Origin of the sequence: Paenibacillus sp. 453mf (genome assembly GCF_900116105.1) — a bacterium.
GTDB classification, from domain to species: Bacteria; Bacillota; Bacilli; order Paenibacillales; family Paenibacillaceae; genus Paenibacillus; species Paenibacillus provencensis.
The window spans coordinates 111,068-135,409 of record NZ_FPAC01000003.1; the positions used below are offsets into that span (position 1 = coordinate 111,068).

Consider the following 24,342-nt stretch of genomic DNA (forward strand, 5'->3'; position numbering starts at 1 on the left):
AGGCTTTAATAGGATGGTCATAGGGAAACTAAAGGGCTATGTCATTATTCTTATTCCTTCATTTGAGCCGGATGAAAGACTATTGTCCTATGTACATCAATTGAGAGAATATAAACTGAATCATATTGTTATCGTGGACGACGGATCTGGCGATGAGTACCAGCCGATTTTCAGAAAATTAAGTGATAACGGCTGTTTTCTCTTGCGCCATCACGACAATCTAGGTAAGGGCACTGCACTTAAGACCGGTTTTCAGTATATTGAGCAGCATTTCGATGGGGTCTCCGTCGTAATAACTGCTGATTCTGACGGTCAGCACGCTGCAGAGGATGTATACCGTCTTGCCGAAGAAGCGAAGCGCCATCCAGATGCACTGGTACTCGGGGTAAGAAACTTCAGTGAGGGAGGGATACCGCCGAAGTCTTTGCTGGGCAATCGGATTACTTCCTATATATTTGCCAAGCTCTATGGCAAGCAGCTTTCAGATACACAGACAGGGCTTCGTGCCTTCGGACCCGAGATGCTTCCTTTTATGCAAAAGGTCCAAGGCACCCGATTTGAATACGAGCTGCAGATGCTTATCTCCTGTATCCAATTTGGTATTTCAATTCATACCCTGCCTATTCAAGTCATATATGAGAACGGAAATGCCGGTACCCATTTCAAAGCAATTCGTGATAGTGCACGAGTGATGCTGGTGCTGCTTGCAAGCTTCATGAGATTTATTACTTCTTCGATTACAAGTGCTGTAGTCGATTTGGGAATTGCATGGCTTTTGATCGAGTTGTTGCGCCCTGTTATGGGCGAGCAGGATTATTTACGAATTTTACTAGCAACAGTGATTGCAAGAATGATGTCTATTACAGTCAACTATCTGCTGAATAGGCATTTTGTATTCTCTAAGGAGAATAGCCAGGGCAGTTTATGGCGCTATTTGACACTTTGTGGATTTGTGATCTTGCTCTCCAGTACCGGAGTTTATTTATTCCATACCGTTTTATTCTTGGATGAGAAAATAGCAAAATTGTTCTGTGATGCCATACTGTTTCTGCTCAGCTTTCAAATGCAGCGACGGTGGGTATTTGCAGTAAGGAGGAAGCAGCTTTAGTGCAAAACGAGAAGCGGCAAAATGTGATGTTTGTCGTCACGATGATCCTGATGTCCATCTATTTGCTGTGGCGTATGATATTTACGCTGCCATGGGACCAAGGTATTTTGAACATGGTTTTCGGTATTCTGCTGATTGGTGCCGAAGTGATAACGGTACTGACCACCTTTGAATTGTTTGTTCAGAAGATGCAAAAGGAACGAACACAGCTCGACTTACCGACAATTCCGCCAGAATATTATCCGGATGTAGATGTGTTCATTGCCACGCACAATGAGCCGGTTGATTTGTTATATAAAACAGTCAATGCTTGTACTTTTATGGAATATCCCGACAAGCAGAAGGTGCATATTTATCTGTGTGATGACGGGGGGCGTCCTGAGGTCGAGGAGCTGGCTAAACAATTTGGCATCGGTTATCTTGGGTTCCCTGGAAATAAAGAGGCCAAATCAGGTAACTTGAATAATGCACTCAGCAAAACCTCTTCTCCACTCATTGCAACCTTTGATGCTGACATGATTCCACAACATACCTTTCTAATGAAGACCGTTCCGTACTTCCTGCTTCCCAAGTTTATTGAGGAGAATGGGAAGTGGCGGCTTCGCAGAGAAGATGAGCTGGAAGATAATTTCAAACTCGGACTGGTTCAAACACCACAGAGCTTCTATAATCCTGATCTATTTCAATTTAACCTTTACGCAGAGCAGGAAATACCTAATGAGCAGGACTTTTTCTCAAGAGAAGTAAACATCTTGCGTAACGCCTCCAATGCTGTAGCCTATACCGGGAGTAACACTGTCATTTCTAGGCAAGCCATGGAAGACATTAATGGTTTCCCCTTAAAGACCATTACCGAAGATTTTGAGACTAGTATTCGCCTGCAGCAGGCAGGCTATATTACTTATGCAACTCAGGAGGTTCAGGCTGCTGGACTGACTACGACTACCATTCCAAGTATGATCAAGCAGCGTACCCGCTGGGCAAGGGGAATTATCCAAAGCCTGCAGAATACTCGTGCTGTCTTCTCCAACAAACTTCCTTTTTGGACAAGATTGACCTACTTAAGCAGCTTTCTGTATTGGTGGTCCTTTTTTAATCGGTTGATTTTTATATTAGCGCCTATTTTATTTGCACTGTTTGACTTCCAAATCGTAAACACGGGCTTCTGGGAGATCGTAATATTTTGGCTTCCATCCTATTTCTTCTATAGTATGTCAATGCGCTATCTGTCGAGCAATATTCGCAATCAGCGCTGGAGTCAGGTCATTGATACCATATTTATGCCGTATTTAATTATGCCTGTACTCCTGGAAACCTTGGGTATTCATGAACGTAAATTCAAGGTTACGAACAAGAACAAATCTGCCGGACGACAATGGATAACTTCATTCTTGTATGCATTGCCGCATATTTTCCTGCTTCTTCTTTCGATTGCAGCCATTTTCCGGTTTACGCATGGCAAGTATGGCTTAGCTCTGTTCTACAGCAGTGTGATTATTTTTTGGCTGCTTCATAATCTGATTGCTATTTTCTATGCCCTCTTTTTCATGCTCGGCCGTCGTGCTTATCGGGAAACAGAGCGTATTCAGGCACAAGAGGAAGTTACTATACACTACAAAGAAGGCAATCTAAACTACAAGGCTAGAACGGTAGATGTATCGGAGAATGGGATCGCGTTAATTGTATCAGATCCTATTTATCTTCCACAGCAGACGGAGATCTCAATGGTTGTGAGAACGGAACGCTATGAGGCCCATCTTGACGCGGTTGTAGTGTATGTAAAAAAGGATGGAGAGAGCTGGCGTTATTCTGCTAAGGTTCAGCCGATATCGGAGGAAGATAAGCGTCAATATATGCAAATCATCTATGACCGAAAGCATTCGTTGCCAGAGCAGATGAATCTGTGGGATACGGCTTACGACGATATGCTCCGCAATGTAACCAAACGTATAGTCAAACCGAGATCGGATCAAAGAAAAATGCCTAGGATTTCAATTCAGCTTCCCATCATGTTTACCAATGGTGCTGGTTGTACGCTGCGCAGCTTCAATTACCGCTTCTTTTCCGTCTCTGGTCTGCAGGGTAATATTTCAGCAGGAACAGTAGTTACTTTCTATACAAAGAGCAATATTGAAATCATTTTGCAGCACACGGGAAAAACGACAGCTGCTCATCACGAGATTTTGTTCTCTGTCGAGAACATCGACGATATTGTGGAGCACGGTCTTATCGATCAACTGCTGGATGACCTACTACGTCCACATAACGAGAGCTTGATTAAAGAGTTTTAGGAGAGATTATTGAAATGCTGATTGTGCTTCAAATGTTGACAGGAGTCTTATTGGTATTCTCCTTTGTGGGTTACATGCTGCTTATACGGAAGACACTGTCACTGAAATGGGAGTTCATCCCAGTATTTGTGTTCTCGTCCATTGCATGTATCGTTTTCTTTAGCGGCTTGGCAGGGCAGCTCTTTATTGGCAGTCTTGTCGTTATGATTGTAGGTCTGCTCGCTTTTGTTTTTTTATTGTTGTCCTGGCTGCGCCAAGGTGCTTCATTTCGTATTTCTTTTTCCATATTTCAGATTTCATTTCTTATAGGAAGCTGTATCTTTCTAATCATGTTATTCCAGAACAAATTGACGCACTATGATAATTTTTCCCATTGGGCTGTTGTCTTGAAGCAGTTGCTCAGCACAGATGCTTTTCCGACACCAGAATCCAATCTCATCGATTATAAAAATTATCCGCTTGGTGTCACGTCTTTTCTTTATTATGTATGCCGATTTGCGGGTCACTCCCAGTCCATCATGCTGGTTGCACAAGGGCTTCTCATCTTTTCCTGTTTTTATGCTATGTTTGGCATCGTATCGGAGAAGAGGCGTTTTCTTCTATATGCATTTCTTGGGTTGGGCTGTTCTGCACTTTCCTATTTCAATCTGACCATCCGGATTAACAATTTGCTCGTGGATTTTTTGCTTCCGATTTATGCGCTTGCGATCTTTGCCGTAGTTCATCAATATCGTAATGATATAAAACGAGCCTGTCTTATAGTTCTACCTCTTGCGGGTCTGTTAACCATTATAAAAAGCACGGGTATTATTTTTGCGGCAATCGGCTTACTCTACTTGGCATATCATTGGTTGATGCGCTCGGATAAGCGTAGCTGGAAAAATACACTTATTGTTGTTGCTGCGTTTTGCGCTGCATTACTCCCTTACTTCGGATGGAGCTGGCGTATGAAGACCATGTTCCAAGGGGTAGAGAATAAATTCGATGTTGCTGCCTCTGGTCTTGAGCTGGTGAAGACCTCAGAGCAAATGAGTGAGATTTTGTCTCTTTTTCTTAGTTCCAGTACTGATCTTGCCACACGTCCAGCAATAGGGATCGTCATTTTTCATCTCTTAGCTATCATTGCTTCTGTGTTTGCAGCTGTAGTGCTCAAGAAAAAATGGAACTTGTGGAAAGTGCTGATAGCACTCGATGTCGTCCTCTTGCTCTACTATGCAGGCATTCTTGGGCTATACATTTATTCTATGCCACTGGATGAGGCGATCAGGCTGGCGGGCTTTGAGCGATATGCATCAAGTATAGTAGTACTCTTCGCCGGCGGGCTGGTGCTTTGTACAGCTGTGGATATGGAGCGATCATTCCACTATAGAATCGGTGAAGTGCCTGACTATCGTGCATTTAAGAGTGTCAAAACAAAAGGGTATTACCAACAAGGCATTATGATCTGTACAGCTGTTGCCGTCACCTTGCTGTTATCGGAGTACAATGGGATTGTCTCCATCGCCAAAAGTTATGAAACCACACTTCCATACAAAATTTATTCAGTTACCGGTGATCGGTGGTACAAAAATGGTCAAGAAGATGACAGCAGGTACCTTTTTTACGGATCTGATGCGGATCAGCAGGTAACGAACTATTACATGCAATATGTCGGGAAATATTTCTTGTATGCTCCAAATGTGGATGGAATCGTTCTGTTTTATGAAGACAATATGGACAATTTGTTAAGCGGGTATGATTATCTGGTCGTTGTGGAGACCGATTCCGATGCCACACGGTTGTTAAAAAAGCATTATGATGTTGACATGCAGGAGGGCATCTATAAAATTACCCGTTCGGGTGAACAGATCGTACTTACCTTGGTCTGACTGCCATAAGTGAAAGAAAAAGAAAGACCATTTGCTTGGATAAGAGCAGATGGTCATTTTTTCGTTGAGGCTGACTACAAAGAAGGGGAGATTTGGGGAAACAGGGCACTAACACACTCCAAGCTTTGAGTGAATAAATTCCATTCTTACTCGGGATCTGTTCAAATACGGCCGAATACAACTTCTAAGGGAGTATTTGTGAGAGTTAGCAGGTTCAATAGCCCTTAGCGTGGTTAAGAGGTGTTTAACTCGCTTGAGGCGTGAATATCGCATGTGCCGGATGTAATTTTCATTGTTACACTAATAAAGTGCCTCGAAAAAGAACGATTCTGCATTTCCACTTCAAGGATTGATTTAGTATCCTCAGGAACGATTCTTACTTACTTGGGTTCAGCATTTCTATAATGTTTTCAATCGCCAAAAAAACCCACCGCGACAAAATCAAAGATGGGGGAGTTGTATGTTTAATATGAAGAAGGCTTCAACTGTTTTTTATGCTTCAATTGCAATACTGGCTGTTCTAATTCTTATGGGGATATTGATGCCTGCCTCGCTGGAGAGCATCACAACCACAGCACAAAATTTTATCACGGATAAATTCGGCTGGTATTATCTAGGGATCGTTACTGTGTTTGTCTGCGTATGTATTTATTTGCTGGTCAGTCCTGTCGGCCAAATCAAGCTTGGCAAGCAGGAGGATAAGCCGGAATTCTCACGCCCGACCTGGCTTGCCATGTTATTTAGTGCAGGTGTCGGAATCGGCTTGATCTTCTACGGCACGGCAGAACCGATAAGCCATTATGCCGTAAGCTCGCCTACAGGGCAGCTTGGCACAGATCAAGGCATTAAAGACGCCATGCGGTTTACTTTTTTCCACTGGGGCATTCATGCCTGGGCGATTTATGGCTGTGTTGCCCTCGTTATTGCTTACTTTACCTTCAGAAAAGGCGAGCTCAGCTTAATCAGTCGTACATTAAGACCACTGATTGGCAAACATGCCGATGGGTTTGTGGGTAAGGTAATTGATGTTATCGCTGTAATTTCCACAGTCATAGGAGTTGCTACAACACTGGGCTTTGGTGCAACGCAAATCAACGGAGGTCTCTCCTATTTGTTTGGGACACCGAGCAACAATGTGACTCAGACGATTATTATTGTCCTTCTGACCATTCTTTTTATGATATCTGCGCTTACAGGCATCAGCAAAGGAATCAAGGTTCTTAGTAATTTGAATATGGGGCTGACGCTCGTTCTCTTCCTGTTTGTATTTTTCTTGGGATCGACCGTATTCACTTTGAATTTGCTCATGGATACAATCGGAGGTTATTTGCAAAATTTCATCAACATGAGCTTTCGAATTGCTCCGCTTAATCAAGACGCCAGAAGCTGGATTAACGGCTGGACTATTTTCTACTGGGCTTGGTGGATTGCTTGGTCTCCATTTGTCGGTGTGTTTATTGCCAGGGTATCCAAGGGTAGAACCATTCGTGAGTTTGTTATCTACGTATTGCTTGTGCCTTCACTTATTGGCTTCCTATGGTTTACGACCTTTGGCAGTGCAGCGATTATGACCGAAGTGTCCGGAGCGATGTCCATCTCTTCTTTATCAGCAGAAGAATCTCTATTCGGTGTTCTAGAAGGCTTCCCGATGAGCATGGTGTTGTCCATTCTCGCCATCATTATTATTGTAACGTTCTTTGTAACATCGGCGGATTCGGGTACCTTTGTTCTCGGTATGATGACTACCAACGGCTCCCAAAATCCGAGCACTCAAATTAAAGTCGTATGGGGAATCTTTCTGTCCATTACTGCGCTGGCGCTGCTCTATTCCGGTGGACTACAGGCACTTCAGAACACGATGATTATAGCTGCCCTTCCGTTCTCAATCGTCATGGGCTTAATGGTTGTCAGCTTCATTAAATCACTTAATCAGGAGGCCAGAGAGCTGGGGATCGGACAGATCAGAAGCAGTAAGAAGATGAAAACGCCCAATAATCAATCAACATAGCATTCTAAGTCCAATAGCATAACGCAACTCAAAAAAATGCTGACACAAAGGGCCTGTCCCAAAAGCAGGTTGGTTCGCTTGAGGCGACAGCTCACATTGTGTCTAAATCAGTTAAAATAAAGAAAAGGCGGTGCTAGGGTTGTTATCCCTGCTACCTGCCCGGGACAAGTTAAGGGAGACGCCAAATTCAGCGTCTCCCTTTTTTTATTCCTTATAAGCTTATGGCACCAATGATTAAAGCCGTTGCAAGCATGACGAGCGTTGTGCCGATCGCCCACTTCAATGTATACCGCTGGTGATCGCCAAAATTAACACCGGCCAGACCGACCAGCAAATAAGTGGACGGAACGAGTGGACTCAGCAAGTGAACGGGCTGACCGAGCAGCGAAGCGATAGTCATTTGTGCGGGATCAATCCCGTATGTGGCTGCGGCCTCTGCAAGCAAGGGCAGGATGCCGAAGTAATAAGCATCGTTTGACATGAAGAAGGTCAGCGGCATACTCGTTATTGCTGTAATGATCGGCAAATACGGACCGAGCGACTCGGGCACCATATTGACCATCGTATGAGCCATTGCATCTACCATTCCCGTACCGCTCAAAATTCCTGTAAAAATACCGGCGGCAAATACCATCGAAGCTACGTTCAGCGCGTTTCCGGCATGGGCTGTAATCCGTTCTTTCTGCGCTTCCAGCTTCGGGTAATTGATCATCAGCGCAAGCGCGAACGCGATCATGAATAAAATCATAAGTGGTATGACATCAGCCAATAATCCTGCCATCAATGCGACCGTTAGCGCCAGGTTTACCCAAATGAGGTGAGGCCGCTTGTAATCCGGAATGTCGGCAGCTACAGCTTCTTCGGCAAAAGTTTGCAGATCCATTGAAAGGCTATATTTACTGGACTGAAGCCGCTTGCGTTCCTTCCTCCCTATAAAAAAGGCAACCAGAACGACCCAGCAAGACCCAACGATCATTCCCGGAATAAGGGGATTGAACACCTGCGAAACGTCCAAATTCAGTGCGCTTATCGCTCTTGCTGTAGGACCTCCCCATGGTAAAAGATTCATTACCCCTCCTGCAAGCATCGTTACGGCCGACAGAATGAGCGGGTTCATGTTCAGCTTCTTGTACAAAGGCAGCATCGCCGCGATGACGATCATATAGGTCGTGGAACCGTCACCATCGAGTGAAACGAACAGGGCAAGGAGCGCTGTGCCGACGACAATTTTCATCGGGTCCCCTTTAACGGCTTTCAAGGTTAGGTTTACCAGTGGGTCGAACAATCCGGCGTCAATCATAATGCCGAAATACAAAATACCGAATATGAGCATTACGCCTGTCGGGGCGATCGATTTCACCCCATCCATCATCATAGGGCCAAGGTCTGTGCCGAATCCGGCGATGAGTGCGAATAGGACGGGAACAAGAATAAGTGCTACCATAGCTGAAAGTCGGTTAGACATGATCAAATACATAAATGTGGCAACCATCAAGAAACCGAGTAATGATAACATAGTGTATACCTCCATTTTCATCGAGCTACAACATCGGGTGAAGCGCTTTCGGAAAGCGGTTACAAATTTGGATAATTTCTTAAATTATAAACAAGCAACTTCAAGACGAATAGATTTAATAAATTATTATCATTATTTTTATAAAATTTATGGACTTTACGGTGTGGAAGCGAATTCATCGGTTTGGTACAATAGACAAATCTAGCAGCATAGACAATGGTAGACTTTAGATCCTTCTATTCTAATAAAGTATAACTTTTAAGATACAGCAAGGGAGGTCAGAGATGCGGACAATGAACAAGATTCGTGTCAGTTTGTTTACCCAAATTGCTCTCTTGATATCCGCCGTTCTGATTGCAAGCCTGGTCCTCTTCTGGACGGTTTTCTCGCTTACAGTAGATCAGATTATTACCAAATACATGGGTCAGCAAGTGTTGACGGTTGCGAAAATGACGGCGCACGATCCGAGGATTATTGCCGCTTTCGCCGCGCCCGATCCATCTGACGCCATTCAGCCGATTGCGGAGTCCATTCGCATAGAAACGGGGGCGAGTTACGTCGTCATCGGCAACAAGGAAGAAATTCGCTACTCCCACCTGGATCCGGACCGCATTGGTGAAATGATGAAGGGTGAAGATAATGCTTCCGTTCTGAGCGGTCAGTCGATTGTCTCCGAAGCGGTAGGTTCGCTAGGGGCGTCCTTGCGTGGAAAAGCGCCGATCCGCAGCGCTGAAGGGGAAATTATCGGCATCGCATCTGTCGGGTTTATGACGGATAAAATTAATGATGTGGGCGAAACCTATCGCCGCGGTCTGTATGGGTTCGCGAGCCTGCTTCTTGTCTTTGGCTGTGCGGGCGCGTATTTGATCGCACGCCGGGTGAAGAGACTCTTCCTCGGACTTGAACCGGAACAAATTTCATTCCTGTACCGGCAGCGCGAAGCAACATTCGAGTCAATCCGTGATGCAATCGTCGCCGTCGACAAGCAGCAGAACATTATCCATATGAACAAGAGGGCCCGCGAACTGCCGGAATGGCAGCTTTTTGCTGTCGGCAGCAAGCTTTCCAATCCGAAACTGCAGACGGTGATGCAGGAGGTTATCGAATCGAAGCGGGGCGTACAGCATGGAAGGGTTTTCTTTGACGGCCGGCTTTATGCGTTGACGGCAATGCCGATTATTCAAGGGGGCAAGGTGATCGGTGTCGTGTTCACTTTTTATGCCGTTTCTGAAATTGAGCAGCTTACCAATGAATTTTCCAAAATAAAAGCGTTCTCCGACAACATGCGCGCGCAAAACCATGAGTATTTGAACAAGCTGAATACGATTTACGGTTTGCTTGCTCTAAAGCATTACGATAAAGCGTTAGAACTGATTACGGACGAGGTGAAGGAGCGGCAGGATATCATCGCTTTTTTGGTTTCATCCGTAAAAGATCCGTTAATTGCGGCATGCCTGCTAGGGAAGATCAACAGGGCGAAAGAAATGAAGATCAATCTTATCATCGATCCCGAAAGCCGTTTAATCGACCTGCCCGTTAGTGTGGATGCGAAGTCTCTCGTAACCATCATCGGTAATATTATCGACAACGGTCTTGAAGCGGCGCTGGAGCTGCGAGGCCATGAGGCTGAAGTCTCTGTTTCGTTCACGGATTTCGGAAATGACATTGTGTTCGACATCGAGGATAACGGACCCGGCATTTCGCAAGACAAGACCGGTGTCATCTTCTCCGACGGATACTCCTCCAAGCCGGGAAGAAACAGGGGGCTGGGTCTGGCACTTGTGAATCACGAGCTTGAGGCCCTACATGGCGCCATTTATATCGACAAGAGCGGAGCGGGCGGAGCGAGGTTTACCGTAGTGATACCGAAATTATCATAAATAGTCCTATCAGAAAGAAGGTATTCATGTGAATCAATCTCCGATTGAGGTTATGATCGTAGAAGATGACCCCACAGCGGCCAAAATATACGAACAAATTACGCACAAACAGGAACGGTTTAAAGTGGTGGCCACTGCCGCAACCGGCTCTCAGGCGCTAGATCTGCTGGAGGTGTATACACCGAATTTGATACTGCTGGACGTGCATTTGCCGGATATGAACGGGATGGACTTGCTTCGAAACGTGCGCCAGAAGAATGAAAAAATCGATGTCATCCTGATTACTGCGGCCAATGATACGGAGACGGTTAGCCAAGCGATTCACGGCGGGGCGTTCAGTTATTTCATCAAGCCGATTATGATTGACAAATTTCTGATCATCCTCTCGCGGTATGCTGAAGCATTCGAGCAATTGACCCGGAAGAAGACGATGGAGCAAGAAGAAGTCGACCGGTTATTCCGGGCTGTCGGCCAGGGAGAGAGATTCGCATTGAAGTCCCAGGCAGAACCGACGCAACTGCCGAAAGGCATTGACAGATTTACTTTAAAAACGATGAGAGAGACAATTAAATCCATCGGCAAACCGGTCGGAGCAGACGAAGTGGCCGAGCTCGCCGGCACTAGCCATTCGACTGCAAGAAGATATTTGGAATACATGGTATCGATAAACGAGTTGAATGTTGAAACCGTCTATGGTACAGTGGGCCGTCCAGAGCGAAAATACAGTTGGCATTCAAGCTGATACGGGTTGCCCCTCTCCCGTGAAATATATGACGAAAATGAATCTAATTCACTTTAAGTTGCGATAAATAATGTTCACTATATAATCAAATAAAGTATATTTCATGGATTGTCTCCAGCTGATTCGCTGGATCATTGAACGCGCTTTCAAGTGCGTACCGGGATTTGTGAGAGAGTAATTCATCAATATTCCCGGTGACGCCAGCCCGGAGTTGTAAACATTCCAAATGGAGAGGGGTAACAACTATGAGTTCGGAAATTATTACTGATGAAATGCGCTTGCTCCAAGATACCGGCGTCGTCCATGATAATCTTTCGGTTCCGAGCTTGATAGAGCTCGCTTTAGCCCGCAACGAGGGTCGGTTGACTTCCACTGGTGCCCTGCAAGTATTAACCGGTAAATATTCTGGCCGTTCTCCGAAGGACAAATATATTGTCGATGAGCCGGGCATCACGAATTCGATTCATTGGGGATCTGTTAACCGTCCGATCTCCGAAGCACATTTCCTCAGGATGTACGAGAAAGCGCAAAATTACATGAACAGCCGCGATGTATTCGTATTTGACGGATTTGCCGGAGGAGACCGCGAGTATCAGATGAAATTCCGCGTCGTTACCGAATTGGCGTGGCACAACTTATTTATGCACCAACTGCTAGTTCGCCCTACGGCGGACAATCCGTTCACCGGGCAGCCGGATTTTACGATCATCGATCTTCCGGGACTTAAAGCCGACCCGGCTATCGACGGAACTTCGAGCGAAACCTTCATTCTCATCTCGTTCGAGCGGAAGATCGTGCTGATCGGTGGTACGATGTATGCCGGCGAGATGAAGAAATCCGTATTCAGCATTCTGAACGGCCTGATGCCGATGAAAGACATGTTCCCGATGCATTGCTCCGCAAATATTGGGGAAAAAGGCGACGTTGCCTTGTTCTTCGGTCTATCCGGCACAGGTAAAACAACGCTTTCGGCCGACCCGGCTCGCCAGTTGATCGGTGACGACGAGCACGTATGGTCCGATAAGGGTGTATATAACATCGAAGGCGGCTGCTATGCAAAGTGTATTGGACTTTCCGCTGAGAAAGAGCCAATGATTTGGGACGCCATCAAGTACGGTACTGTACTCGAAAATGTCGTCGTAGATTCCGTCAGCCGTATTACAGACTACGACGATAACAGCTACACGGAAAATACGAGAGCCGCATATCCTCTGGATTATATTCCGAACGCCTTTGCTGGTGGTGCGGCCGGACACCCGAACACGATCGTATTCTTGACCGCCGATGCTTTCGGCGTATTGCCCCCGGTCGCCAAATTAACGAAACCGCAAGCGATCTATCATTTCTTGTCGGGCTACACTTCGAAACTCGCAGGTACCGAACGAGGAGTGACCGATCCGGAAGCGACGTTCTCCGCCTGCTTTGGAGAGCCGTTCTTGCCGCTTAACCCGGGTGTATATGCGGATTTATTGAGCGATAAAATTACGCGGCATAACGTCGATATTTACCTGATTAATACCGGTTGGATCGGCGGGCCATACGGTATCGGCGAACGAATCAATTTGCGATATACTCGCGCCATGGTTACTGCAGCACTGGACGGAACGCTGAAGAATGCGTCTTATGCTAAAGACCCCGTGTTTGGATTGCCTATACCCGACTCGGTGCCCGGGGTTCCAGTCGATATTTTGCAGCCGATAAACGCTTGGGACGACAAATCCAACTATATGGTCCAGGCTCGCAAGCTGGCGTTACTTTTTAACCATAATTTCGAAAAATTCATTAGCGTTGTCCCGGAAGATATCGCAATGGCAGGTCCGGTGTTAACGTAAAATCAACGTATTAACAATAGCCCTCAAATGGCCCAAGGTCATTTGAGGGCTATATTTGTTGAAGCGCGAGCGTTCGCTCCACGATAAAATCACAAATAGGGTAAACTCCCGCAATTGGAATGAGTTATTGCCAGAAGTTAATTAAAACAACTGTCGGGGTGTTAAACGCGTACGGATTGTTGAATTCAACCATCGTAACAGGAGTTATATTCAATGTTGGTGCAGTTAGTCTATTTACCGAGCCTGAGAACACTTTAGTGGATACACCATATTCTACCTTATGCGGCATTTTGTCTTTACGCAAATCCTGATAGCGCGAAAGCGGGTTCCCTAGTGCGGGGACCCGTTTCTTTTTGAATCGGGACTCGTACGACAAGGAGTAATAAAGACTTTATACTTTTTTATCCATAGTGAATCGTTTATAATGGTGAGTGAAGAACACGGATTAATTTATACAAAATAAGACAACAGATATGGTATGGTAACAATTGGAGCATACGATCTGTGTTCCTAGGTGACGCCTTGCTTATGCTTATTGTGACATCGTAGCAGAGCGCCTACCCTTTTTTTCAAATATACGATAAGGAAGGGTTTCAATGAGCAACGAACAGATAAATACAGACATTATTTTAATTGGTGCAGGAATAATGAGCGCAACGCTGGGTGCGATACTCAAGGAACTCGCTCCGAACTGGGAAATCAAAGTGTTTGAGAAGCTTGGAAAGCCGGGAGAAGAAAGCTCTAATGAATGGAATAATGCGGGTACAGGCCACGCTGCATTGTGCGAGCTTAATTATACCTCCGAGAAACCGGACGGATCTGCCGATATCAGCAAAGCCGTCAATATTAATGAGCAGTTTCAGCTGTCCAAACAGTTCTGGTCTTATCTTGTAAACCGCAAATTCATTCGTAATCCTCAGGATTTTATTATGCAGATCCCTCATATGAGCATGGTGGAGGGGAAGAAGAATGTTTCTTTCTTGAAAAATCGTTTTGAAGCGCTCTCAAATCATCCTCTGTTTCAAGGAATGGAATACTCTGATGATCCTAAGAAACTGAAGGAATGGATGCCGTTGATCATGGAAGGCCGTACCCTGAATGAACCGATTGCTGCCACCAAAATTGACTCCGGCACAGACGTCAATTTTGGCGCTTTAACGCGCATGCTGTTTGACCACCTCAAGAGCAGGAATGTGGAGATCAACTATAACCATAGCGTAAAGGATATCAAGCGTACCAGTGATGGATTGTGGAAAGTGAAGGTACATGATATCCATAGCAGACAAACCGAATATCATACGGCGAAGTTCGTCTTTATCGGAGGCGGAGGCGGAAGTCTGCCTTTGCTGCAAAAGACCGGCATCCCGGAATCCAAGCATATTGGAGGCTTTCCGGTAAGCGGTCTGTTCATGGTCTGCAACAATCCGGAGGTCATCGCAAAGCATCATGCCAAAGTATACGGCAAAGCGAAGGTCGGTGCCCCTCCTATGTCGGTTCCGCATTTGGATACCAGATACATTGATAACAAGAAAGGATTGCTGTTCGGGCCGTTTGCCGGATTTTCACCGAAGTTTCTAAAGACGGGCTCCTATTTCGATCTGATCGGTTCCGTTAATCCGAACAATATCATGACGATGCTCGCGGCAGGTGCTAAAGAAATGGCACTTACCAAATACCTGATCCAGCAAGTAATGCTCTCCAATGAGAAGCGCATGGAGGAGCTGCGCGAATTTATTCCGAATGCCAAAAGCGAGGATTGGGAGGTCGTCGTGGCCGGCCAGCGCGTACAGGTGATCAAGGACACAGAGGAGGGCGGCAAAGGAACCCTTCAATTTGGTACAGAAGTAGTTAGTTCTGCAGATGGCTCGATAGCTGCATTGCTCGGCGCTTCTCCGGGTGCTTCTACTGCCGTTCATGTCATGCTTGAGGTACTGAATAAGTGCTTCCCGCAGTATATGACAGAGTGGGAACCGAAGATAAGAGAAATGATTCCTTCCTATGGCATATCGCTGGTAGAGGATCGCGCGATGCTTCAGAAGATCTCTGCATCAACGTCCGAGATATTAGGTATTGGGAGTATAGAGCAGGACTCTATCAAAACTTCACCAATGAAGCTTAATGGAAGCATGTAGCTGCTTCAGCTTAGCATAGAAATTGCCTGGATTAAAATAAATAATATAGTATAGGGGCCTTGAATCCGAGCTTGGATTTAAGGCTTTTATATATAAATATGGAAAATGGTTTGATAATCGAAAGGTTTTAAAATATAATTGACTCATACTTATAATGATAATCATTATCATTATAAAAAATACATATTTATGAGGAATACACATGAGACTATGGATGTTAATAGCGGCAGCTATAGTCCTGTCATTTGTTTCGCTATTTATTGGTGCGATTGATATTAACATCTTTGACTTGTTCAATGGTAATACGGAAAAAATGCACATTTTCCTTATCAGTCGGGTACCCCGCTTAATGGCAATCATACTGGCAGGCATAGGCATGAGTATCGCGGGATTGATTATGCAGTCCCTAAGCCGCAACAAATTTGTATCACCCACCACGGCGGGCACGCTCGACGCAGCGAAGCTGGGAATCTTGATATCCATGCTCTTCTTTGCGAATGTCAGCTATACGTGGCAGGTCATCTTCTGTTTTGTCTTTGCGCTTGCAGGTACATTAGTATTTATGAGAATTTTGGATCGAATTAAATTTAAGGATGTTATCTTCGTTCCGCTCATCGGGATTATGTACGGTAATATTCTATCGTCAATCACGACCTTTTTCGCTTATGAAGGCGATTTGCTTCAAAATATCTCTTCATGGCTGATGGGAAGCTTCACCCTGGTTATTGCAGGACGCTATGAACTCTTGTATCTGAGTGTTCCGGCTGTAATTCTGGCGTATTTATACGCCAACAAATTTACGGTCGCAGGGATGGGCGAGGATTTTGCCAAGAATCTAGGTCTAAGTTATAAAGCAGTGCTGAATATAGGACTTATCTTAGTTGCGATTATCGCTACAACTGTTGTGCTGACCGTTGGTGTTATACCGTTCTTGGGACTTATTGTGCCTAACATTGTGTCGCTATATCTGGGGGATAATCTGCGTAAAACCATTCCGCATACCGCAGCACTTGGTGTCGTATTCCTGTTAGCTTGTGATATTGTGGGGCGCATTGTAATTCATCCTTTTGAAATTCCAGTTAACGTAACGGTGGCGGTAATTGGCAGTGCGATCTTCTTATTTATGTTATTTAGGGGGAGAGCATATGCAAAAAAATAGCACAAAATTAATTCTACTAGGGATCGTTGGCATTGCTTGTATTTTGCTCTACGCCTTCTATGACATAAAAGGCGGGTTTGATTACGCCTTCCCAAGACGCATGGTTCGCATCGGGGCTATGGTTGTAACAGGTATCGCAATTGCGTATTCAACCGTCGTATTCCAGACCATTACGCATAATCGGATCTTGACTCCTTCTGTGATGGGATTGGACTCGATGTATGAGGTCGTGCAGACCTTAATTTATTTCTTTGCAGGCTCCATGTCGGTATGGGTGCTGAATAAGTACTTGAATTTTGGCGCAGCGATTGCTGCGATGGTCCTGTTTGCGCTGATCTTGTATCGGTTCTTGTTCAGGGCGGATAAGCATCCGATTTATTTGCTGTTATTGATAGGGATGATCCTGGGGACACTGCTCGGCAGCTTCGTCACCTTCTTGCAAGTGCTGATTGATCCGGTAGAGTATTTAAGCCTTCAAAGCCGTCTCTTTGCGAACTTTACCAACGTGAAGGACGACCTGTTATACGTCTCTATTGTGATTCTTGGCATTGCATTTATTTACGGCTATCGCATTATGCACAAGCTCGACGTCATGTCGCTGGGCCGAGAGAATGCGATCAATCTAGGTATTAACTATGACGGCATGGTCATGAGAGTGCTGATCCTGTCTTCCGTGCTGATTGCGACATCTACAGCGCTTGTAGGTCCAATCACATTCTTTGGACTTATTGTGGCCAATCTCGCTTATCAATTTATAGTGACCTATAAACACTCTATATTGATCCTGGGGGCCAGCCTAATTAGTATTATCGCACTGGTAGGCGGACAATTTCTCGTCGAGCATATACTCGAACTGCGCACCACATTAAGCGTAATTATTAACTTTGTCGGCGGAGTTTACTTTATATTCTTATTACTCAAAGAAAGCAGGGCGGCCGGAAGATGATAGAAATCAAAGGATTAACGAAGCGATTTGGCAAAAAGCCTGTTGTGGAGAACGTGTCGGTAACGATTGAATCAGGGCTCATCACATCGTTCATTGGTCCGAATGGTGCGGGTAAATCTACCCTGCTGTCTATGGTCAGCCGTTTACTCGATTCAGATACTGGGGAAGTGCTTATCGACCAGAATGACGTGAAGAAGTGGAAGTCCAGCGAGTTCGCGAAGCGGGTATCCATACTGAAGCAGTCAAACTTTATTAACGTACGCTTGACGGTGCGAGAGTTGGTTTCTTTTGGACGTTATCCATACTCAAAAGGGCGCCTTAACGCGGAGGATGAGCAGTTCGTAGATCAAGCGATCGAATATATGAATCTTGTCGAAATGCAGGATAAGTATTTGGATGAATTGTCAGGCGGACAGAAGCAGCGTGCATTTATCGCTATGGTCATTGCCCAGGATACGGACTATATTCTGCTGGATGAACCACTCAACAATCTGGATATGAAGCACTCTGTCCAAATTATGAAAATACTTCGCAAGCTCGTTAACGAGCTGGGCAAAACGGTCATTATCGTGCTTCATGACATTAACTTTGCCTCCGTATATTCTGACCGGATCGTAGCCCTTAAAGACGGCAAGCTGGTAAAGGACGGTCCGACACACGAAATTATTAATACGGAGGCCCTGCGCGATATCTATGACATGACGATTCCGGTACAAGAGCAGAATGGTAACCGAATTTGTGTCTATTTTGATGCACACTCGTAAGATCAGGAACTGGCTGAATTAAAGCCTGAGAAACAGCTGCAAACAGCTGATTTATCCGCGTTTCCTAAGGCGATCACTCTTAGGAGTAGGCAGCATCAACAGTAAGAAATAGTGAACATTTTATTAAATTAAATAGAAAATATTTTCAAAACTTTGTAAAAAACGTTTGACTTTTCATGTATTAAAGAAATATAATGAGAATCGTTATCACCAATATGATAATGATTATCATTCTAAATAAAAGAAACGAAAAGGGGAGAATAGTGATAATGAAAAAGTGGAAATTCACTTCTGCAATACTTGCCATCGCTTTGATGCTTGGAGCATGCGGCACAACGGAAGAAGGAAGTACAACGGAAGAAACGAACGAAACAGCAGTCGTTGAGAATGAGACAACTGCAAGCGGCAATGAAACAGCTGCAGAATCAGCTGCTACATACCCACTAACTGTATCTCCTACGGTTGGTTCATCTCAAAGTGAAGAGACCGGAACCATCAACTATGAAGATGTTACATTTGAAAAAATGCCAGAGAAAGTCGTTGTATTCGACTATGGCTTCTTAGATACACTGAATGCACTGGGTGTTGAAGGAATTGTTGGTGTTGCCAAAGACTCCACGTTACCAGCCCATCTTGAAGAGTATGCTTCAGATGACTATGTAAGTGTAGGTGGCTTGAAGAGCCCGCTCTTGGAAGATATCGCTGAGCTTGAGCCAGACGTTATTTTCATCTCCGGTCGTCAATCTGCTTACTATGAAGAGCTGAAAGAGATCGCTCCGGTACTCTTCGTTGGTACACAGCAAGATGATTACTGGAACACATTCCTTGCTTCTGTTGACACGGCAGCCAAAATTTTCGGCAAAGAAGCTGAAGCTAAAGAGTACACTGCTAAATTCGATGCAGCACTAGAAGAAATCAATACTTTGGCAGGCAACTTTGAGACGTCACTGGTGACAATGTACAATGAAGGCAACCTGTCTGGATTTGCATCAGAATCTCGTTTCGGGTATATGTATGAAGTATACGGATTCAAGCCAGTAACAGAGGATATCGAATCTTCTTCCCATGGTTCTAACTTCGGATTTGAAGCGATCTTGGAATTCAACCCTGAAGTATTGTTCGTTATCGACCGTACAGCAGCTACAGGCAGCGAATCGAACATCGAAGCAGATATGGAAAATGACATCATCAAGAAAACAGCAGCTTACCAGAACGATCGTGTCGTTTACCTCGATGGTCCACTGTGGTACCTGAGCGGCGGCGGCCTGCAATCTGAGCTTGCTAAGATTGAAGAAGTATTGGCTGAATTGAAATAACATAAACAATTGAAAATGAGGGACTGCTGCAGAAAAGCGTGTATTTTCTGCAGCAGTCCTTTTTATATAGTCAGATATTTATGCACAATATGGAAATGTGAAGCCAATATGTTCGCTGTTATATATTTGCATATGCATTAACAAGTTCTATTCATCTAAATTTATTTGCCAAACCCTTATGTAAAATACCATTTAATATAATATAATGGATTTAACTTGAGACTTACACTTGATGTGCTTGATAATATAGGTTTTTATAAGGCGGTTATAAGGAGTCGTTTACAAGTTTAATTGAGCTCTACCCAAAAACTAACCAGAGATCTTGGTTTCTCAGCATAATTAACGAATGAGTTAATTAATAAACTCCATAATGAAAGCGCTTAACATTGTAATTGGTAGAGCAGAATTAAGAAAGTGAAGATGAAGGAGGAATAGATGGTGGACATTCGTTCAGCGAAGAAAATGGTTAGCATCTTTCTTATACTTATCATGATTGGTGCAGCGGTGTTATACCCGTCAGATACGGGCTATGCTGCAACAGTATATGTGACGGATAACGGATCTTCAATTGTAGTCAATACAGGATCAGGACTTGAATACACCGTAAATAAGGATAATGGCGACATTACTTCGGCCAAGATGAATGGCACGGAGCTGAGCAGCTCAGGGGGCAAAGGGTCTCACATTGCTTCAGGTCTCGGATCGGCTGCAAATGTGACTTGGAGCAAATCTCCTTCGGGTTCTACGGTCCTGATCACGGTATCTACCGATACATTAACCCACTATTATTCGTCTCGCGGCGGTGAGAATATTATCTATATGGCGACTTACGTAACCGCCCAGCCATCAGTGGAGAGCTGCGCTATGTTTTTCAAGGAAATGGAAACGTTCTCACCGGTGTGCCGGCAAACTCTAACAATCGAGGAACGACGGGAACGATTGAGAGCCAGGATGTGTTTGGACATTCGAATGGACAGACAACCTCCAAATATTATGGTAATGATCAAGCCAAGGATTTGACGATACGCGGTGCTACGGGAAATGGAGTCGGTGTCTTCATGGCTTATGGCAATCGGGAGAAGAGCTCCGGCGGTCCATTCTTCCGTGATATCCAGTTCCAAAGTGGCGGGGATACAGAGATCTACAACTATATGAATTCCGGACATGCCCAGACAGAGAATTGGAGAATGGGGCTTCATGGCCCATATGCCTTGATCTTCACAACAGGCTCTACTCCGGCAGTACCTGACTTCAGCTGGATGTCTGGGCTTAATCTGCAGGGCTGGGTGTCCAGCCGAGGTAATGTTGTGCTTAACGGTCTTTCAGGTATGATTCAGCTTACACGTACACGATTGGCTTTGCCAATAGCAGTGCCCAATACTGGGCAACGGCTTCCTCTACCGGATCGGCCTCTAGATACGGGATGATTCCAGGAACGTATACCATGACGGTATACAAAGGCGAACTGGCGGCATATACGGAAAATGTCACCGTGAATGCAAATGCAACGACGACGGTGAATACACGGACCATTAACAATGATCCAAGCGCAGCTTCTGCTATTTGTCGTATAGGGAACTGGGATGGTACACCGAGGAAGCTCCTGAACGGACAGACCATTTCGGTTCGGCATCCTTCCGACAGTCGTAATCCAAGCTGGGGTCCTGTAACATATGCGGTCGGCAGTGCAACAAATAAGTTTCCAGCTTGGGCAATTGGCTGAGTGCAGGCTGGGTCTATGATGCCGTCGAACTGTTAAATTAATCAGTAGGGTAAGAACCATTTCATAACTCAAGCAGCTGAAGGTATTATGAAATTGATTCAACTTGAACCGGCTCTTGCCCTATGCTTGTTGTAGGTGCAACGCCGGTTTATTCATGAAGAATCGTACGGATAAAGTGATAGAGAGAGATGAATCTATGTTACATTATGTATAGAGCGCTGTATGGAGCTGGGAAACAGCTCAGCTAGCCGAGCTGATAAGGCTCACTACAACTTCAGAGACGGAGGGAATATGGATGAACGAGAAACGAAAGGACGAATTAGGAAGAAGGTTTTTGCTGAGCCCCTATATATTAGTAGATGAATGCAATGAACTGGAAATACAAGAACTGATCTTTCTCATTCATTCGGGGAAGCATTTGAAATCGAAGGAGGCTGTACCCGCTAAGAAGCTGGATGAGAGAATAAGCCTGTTATTTAACGTGCTGCACGAGAAAGTAAAAGATGCAGAAGCGCTATACATAGCCTATGAGAAAAAAACAAATTACCCTTACATCGATGCAGAGGATCGGATCTGGATGTTCTCCACAGAGGAATATGCTTCACATGCAGCCGATTATTTCTTGCAGCAGCAGCTGATGCTGGAGATGAAGCGGGTGGGCAAGGAAGATCTGATGAAGATGCTCGGCGAGCTTCACATGCTTGGGCTGCGAAAAATACTCGTAGATAACGGTCAATATCACACTATGCTGGATCGGGATGAACTGCTCCCCCCACCGGACTTCGGCAATACACCCGAGATTAATATTCCTGTAACCAACCCAGACTTGCAGCATGCCATCATTCGCTTTTTTCAATTCATTGGCATCAAAAGGAGCGGAGAAGGAGCCAGACAGCTGGCCAAGGAGTATGAGGCCAAGATGCTGTATGAAGTCATTCGTGCCAAGTATCTAGTTCCCATGCAGCTGGATGAGAAAGTGCCGTCCGCACCGGATGAGCAGGGCAGAAAGACGATCAAGGAAGGTGCAAGAATACAATTTGCCGTACTGGGCGGCGAGGGAGATTCTAAATGGCTGCCTGTATTTACAGACTGGAAAGAGTTCGAGAAGGCTTATGATAAGAAGGTGTGGAGCAGCAACATTGCCACATACGATGACATTCTGGCAATATCGGCAAGAATGGATGGAATTGTGGTTAACTGCAGGGGGATTGCGATTCCCATCCATGAGAAAAACAAGCAGATGATTGAGGCGTACAGACAGGAGCTCGCTGCAGCAGCGGTCGAATCCTCTAAGGAAGCTCCAAACGAGGCCGTAAAAGAGAGTGATACGGATGATGTGCCAGCCCAAGCACCTGCTGATGCTCCAGATCGTGCAACCAATGCAGTATTAGATGAAGTAGTAAGCCAAGCTCCGAATGAGGCTTCAGCGGAAGCACCAAATGACTCAACAACAGGAGCGCGAAATGATATTCATATTGATCACGAGACAGAGAGTACCACTGATAATGGAGCTCAGAACGAAAGTGTAGCTGCAGATCAGACGAAGAATCAGCCTCTAGCTGCGACAATTGAGGAAGTGCCGGTTCTGCAGGGAACAACGCTGCAGATCGGCGATCCTAGTGAGGTGTCAGAACCTCTCGCCCACTCGATAAAGGCATATCTGAAGAAGCAGAAGGGCGTCAAGAAGGCCTATTTAAAGTGGATGGTCAAAGGAGAGGAACAGAGCTATCTTCTCATCGTCGATTTTGAAGGGAGCCAGGAGGAGTTGTTCAGAGGCATTGCCCAAGCAGCCACACCTCATTTGAACGGATCACTGCTCGATATTACGGGTAGTGATGGCTGGGCCGCCGAGCATGTCAGGGATACGGAACCATTATATAAGAAGAAACGGTTTGGGTTTATTTGATCTAAATAAACGTTGGAAGTCTAGCAAGTGTACAATATAAAAGAACGGATCTGCGCATCAAATGCTGCTCCGTTCTTTTTTAGATAGCAGCGTTAAGCCTTCGTATACTTCTTAACCAGATCCACCAGCCCACTCCCGGAACGGATATCTCTCATATTAGCGGCTTATAGGGCTCTAGAGGAATTTGGTCGTTGTTTACGACGATAATCAGTTCTTTGGTCGAGTGAAGCTGTCTGCTGTAATTTAGAAAAAGCGGAGTCATATAGCTGCGTCGATTCGTGCAGGTGATGATGGATACACCTTGTTTTTTTACAAGATGCTCTAGTCTTCTGCTCACCTCATCACTCCTCTCTATCCTAGAGAATTAGAAGTCTTTCACTAACCTATGATATGTAAATGAAAGATTAGGAGAAAAGGTGATTGTCCATCTAAGGGATGCAATAAGGCGGATAAGGCGGTCACAGATACACTATCTTCATCGCTGGAAGGAGAATACATCGGCGAATGGAATTGTGTATAGGAGTATGAATCGAATCTAGTATGAATTTGAATACCTCGGGAGGTTAACGAAGATGGCGAAGCAGTTTCCGGCCATGCTGCCAGAGCATATTCAGTTTATCAGCAAACAGCATTTGTTCTTCGTAGGGTCATCGGCATTATCGCAGGATGGTCATGTGAATCTATCACCGAAAGGATACGATACATTCAGAGTGCTGTCTGACACCCAGGTCGCCTATCTAGATCTGACCGGAAGCGGCAGCGAGACAAGCGCTCATATCAAAGAAAATGGACGATTAACTATCATGTTTTGTGCATTTGAGGGCCCGCCAAATATACTGCGCCTATATGGTACAGGTAGAGTGGTGCTGCCCAAGACGAAGGAATGGGAAGTGCTCTATCCTCAGTTTGACCCACTGCCCGGAGCGAGACAAATCATCGCCCTCGATATTCATAAGGTGCACACCTCTTGCGGGTACTCTATTCCGTTCATGTCATTTGAGAAGGAGAGGGATACACTCCAAAGATGGGCTGATCAAAAAGGGGAAGAAGGACTGAAGAGCTACTGGGAGCAGAAAAATAGTGCAAGCATAGATGGTTTGCCCACTCCGCTCGGCAAACGCCTTAAACCATAAAGCTAGTATTAATAATTC

General features: G+C 45.1%; 17 protein-coding genes and 1 pseudogene. 16 read left to right on the forward strand and 2 right to left on the reverse strand.

Going from position 1 to position 24,342, the window contains the following annotated elements:
* Positions 1-13: 13 nt before the first annotated feature.
* From BM415_RS16585 to BM415_RS16600, 4 genes are all read left to right on the forward strand, one after another.
* Complete coding sequence (locus BM415_RS16585) at positions 14-1,108, forward strand: bifunctional glycosyltransferase family 2/GtrA family protein (protein WP_091159970.1); 1,095 nt, start codon at positions 14-16, stop codon at positions 1,106-1,108.
* Positions 1,108-3,399, forward strand: a complete 2,292-nt coding sequence (locus BM415_RS16590; RefSeq protein WP_091159972.1) for a glycosyltransferase family 2 protein — start codon at positions 1,108-1,110, stop codon at positions 3,397-3,399. Before BM415_RS16585 ends, BM415_RS16590 begins: the two co-directional genes overlap by 1 nt.
* Positions 3,400-3,413: 14 nt before the next feature.
* The gene (locus tag BM415_RS16595) at positions 3,414-5,267 is read left to right on the forward strand and encodes a hypothetical protein (protein ID WP_091159974.1); all 1,854 of its coding nucleotides are present in this window, start codon (positions 3,414-3,416) and stop codon (positions 5,265-5,267) included.
* A 469-nt stretch (positions 5,268-5,736) separates the two neighbouring features.
* Complete coding sequence (locus tag BM415_RS16600; protein ID WP_091160264.1) at positions 5,737-7,275, forward strand: glycine betaine uptake BCCT transporter; 1,539 nt, start codon at positions 5,737-5,739, stop codon at positions 7,273-7,275.
* A 211-nt stretch (positions 7,276-7,486) separates the two neighbouring features.
* Here the strand turns inward: BM415_RS16600 and BM415_RS16605 are convergent, their stop codons facing one another.
* Complete coding sequence (locus BM415_RS16605) at positions 7,487-8,791, reverse strand: CitMHS family transporter (protein WP_091159975.1); 1,305 nt, start codon at positions 8,789-8,791, stop codon at positions 7,487-7,489.
* Between the two features lie 284 nt (positions 8,792-9,075).
* Here BM415_RS16605 and BM415_RS16610 point away from each other — a divergent pair, with 284 nt between their 5' ends.
* The 11 genes and pseudogenes from BM415_RS16610 (at position 9,076) to BM415_RS25150 (ending at position 23,191) form a co-directional block, all read left to right on the forward strand.
* Complete coding sequence (locus BM415_RS16610; RefSeq protein WP_091159976.1) at positions 9,076-10,671, forward strand: ATP-binding protein; 1,596 nt, start codon at positions 9,076-9,078, stop codon at positions 10,669-10,671.
* Positions 10,672-10,699: 28 nt separating this feature from the next.
* Entirely contained in the window at positions 10,700-11,413 is a 714-nt protein-coding gene (locus tag BM415_RS16615) for a response regulator (RefSeq protein ID WP_091159978.1), read from the forward strand.
* Positions 11,414-11,658: 245 nt separating this feature from the next.
* Positions 11,659-13,245, forward strand: a complete 1,587-nt coding sequence (gene pckA / locus BM415_RS16620; protein WP_091159979.1) for a phosphoenolpyruvate carboxykinase (ATP) — start codon at positions 11,659-11,661, stop codon at positions 13,243-13,245.
* Positions 13,246-13,841: 596 nt separating this feature from the next.
* A complete protein-coding gene (mqo, locus tag BM415_RS16630) occupies positions 13,842-15,377 on the forward strand; it encodes a malate dehydrogenase (quinone) (RefSeq protein ID WP_091159983.1) in 1,536 nt (511 codons plus the stop codon).
* A 202-nt stretch (positions 15,378-15,579) separates the two neighbouring features.
* On the forward strand, positions 15,580-16,536 hold the full coding sequence (locus BM415_RS16635; RefSeq protein WP_091159985.1) for an ABC transporter permease: 957 nt from the start codon (positions 15,580-15,582) through the stop codon (positions 16,534-16,536).
* Positions 16,523-17,482 (forward strand): iron chelate uptake ABC transporter family permease subunit, encoded by a 960-nt coding sequence (locus tag BM415_RS16640; protein ID WP_091159986.1) that lies wholly within the window; start codon positions 16,523-16,525, stop codon positions 17,480-17,482. Before BM415_RS16635 ends, BM415_RS16640 begins: the two co-directional genes overlap by 14 nt.
* On the forward strand, positions 17,479-18,246 hold the full coding sequence (locus BM415_RS16645) for an iron ABC transporter ATP-binding protein (protein WP_091159988.1): 768 nt from the start codon (positions 17,479-17,481) through the stop codon (positions 18,244-18,246). The genes BM415_RS16640 and BM415_RS16645 overlap by 4 nt, the downstream gene beginning before the upstream one ends.
* A gap of 269 nt (positions 18,247-18,515) precedes the next feature.
* A complete protein-coding gene (locus BM415_RS16650; RefSeq protein WP_091159989.1) occupies positions 18,516-19,562 on the forward strand; it encodes a siderophore ABC transporter substrate-binding protein in 1,047 nt (348 codons plus the stop codon).
* 489 nt (positions 19,563-20,051) lie between these two features.
* Positions 20,052-20,989: pseudogene (locus BM415_RS25625) on the forward strand (rhamnogalacturonan lyase B N-terminal domain-containing protein).
* A complete protein-coding gene (locus BM415_RS16665; protein WP_091159994.1) occupies positions 20,914-21,285 on the forward strand; it encodes a hypothetical protein in 372 nt (123 codons plus the stop codon). Before BM415_RS25625 ends, BM415_RS16665 begins: the two are co-directional and overlap by 76 nt.
* Before the next feature lie 295 nt (positions 21,286-21,580).
* A complete protein-coding gene (locus tag BM415_RS25150) occupies positions 21,581-23,191 on the forward strand; it encodes an enhanced serine sensitivity protein SseB C-terminal domain-containing protein (protein ID WP_170862519.1) in 1,611 nt (536 codons plus the stop codon).
* A gap of 151 nt (positions 23,192-23,342) precedes the next feature.
* On the opposite strand, the gene BM415_RS24775 is transcribed toward BM415_RS25150, so the two are convergent.
* Positions 23,343-23,528, reverse strand: a complete 186-nt coding sequence (locus tag BM415_RS24775; RefSeq protein WP_139237005.1) for a hypothetical protein — start codon at positions 23,526-23,528, stop codon at positions 23,343-23,345.
* Positions 23,529-23,763: 235 nt separating this feature from the next.
* Between BM415_RS24775 and BM415_RS16675 the strand changes: the two genes are divergently transcribed.
* The gene (locus BM415_RS16675) at positions 23,764-24,324 is read left to right on the forward strand and encodes a pyridoxamine 5'-phosphate oxidase family protein (RefSeq protein WP_091159996.1); all 561 of its coding nucleotides are present in this window, start codon (positions 23,764-23,766) and stop codon (positions 24,322-24,324) included.
* Positions 24,325-24,342: the final 18 nt, after the last annotated feature.

What these genes read in the sequence shown, in the direction of transcription:
- BM415_RS16585 (WP_091159970.1), top strand. Translation starts at nt 14, where the DNA reads ATGGTCATAGGGAAACTAAAGGGCTATGTCATTATTCTTATTCCTTCA.
- BM415_RS16595 (WP_091159974.1), top strand. Translation starts at nt 3,414, where the DNA reads ATGCTGATTGTGCTTCAAATGTTGACAGGAGTCTTATTGGTATTCTCC.
- BM415_RS16600 (WP_091160264.1), top strand. Translation starts at nt 5,737, where the DNA reads ATGAAGAAGGCTTCAACTGTTTTTTATGCTTCAATTGCAATACTGGCT.
- BM415_RS16605 (WP_091159975.1), bottom strand. Translation starts at nt 8,791, where the DNA reads ATGTTATCATTACTCGGTTTCTTGATGGTTGCCACATTTATGTATTTG.
- BM415_RS16610 (WP_091159976.1), top strand. Translation starts at nt 9,076, where the DNA reads ATGCGGACAATGAACAAGATTCGTGTCAGTTTGTTTACCCAAATTGCT.
- pckA (WP_091159979.1), top strand. Translation starts at nt 11,659, where the DNA reads ATGAGTTCGGAAATTATTACTGATGAAATGCGCTTGCTCCAAGATACC.
- mqo (WP_091159983.1), top strand. Translation starts at nt 13,842, where the DNA reads ATGAGCAACGAACAGATAAATACAGACATTATTTTAATTGGTGCAGGA.
- BM415_RS16635 (WP_091159985.1), top strand. Translation starts at nt 15,580, where the DNA reads ATGAGACTATGGATGTTAATAGCGGCAGCTATAGTCCTGTCATTTGTT.
- BM415_RS16640 (WP_091159986.1), top strand. Translation starts at nt 16,523, where the DNA reads ATGCAAAAAAATAGCACAAAATTAATTCTACTAGGGATCGTTGGCATT.
- BM415_RS16645 (WP_091159988.1), top strand. Translation starts at nt 17,479, where the DNA reads ATGATAGAAATCAAAGGATTAACGAAGCGATTTGGCAAAAAGCCTGTT.
- BM415_RS16650 (WP_091159989.1), top strand. Translation starts at nt 18,516, where the DNA reads ATGAAAAAGTGGAAATTCACTTCTGCAATACTTGCCATCGCTTTGATG.
- BM415_RS25150 (WP_170862519.1), top strand. Translation starts at nt 21,581, where the DNA reads ATGAACGAGAAACGAAAGGACGAATTAGGAAGAAGGTTTTTGCTGAGC.
- BM415_RS16675 (WP_091159996.1), top strand. Translation starts at nt 23,764, where the DNA reads ATGGCGAAGCAGTTTCCGGCCATGCTGCCAGAGCATATTCAGTTTATC.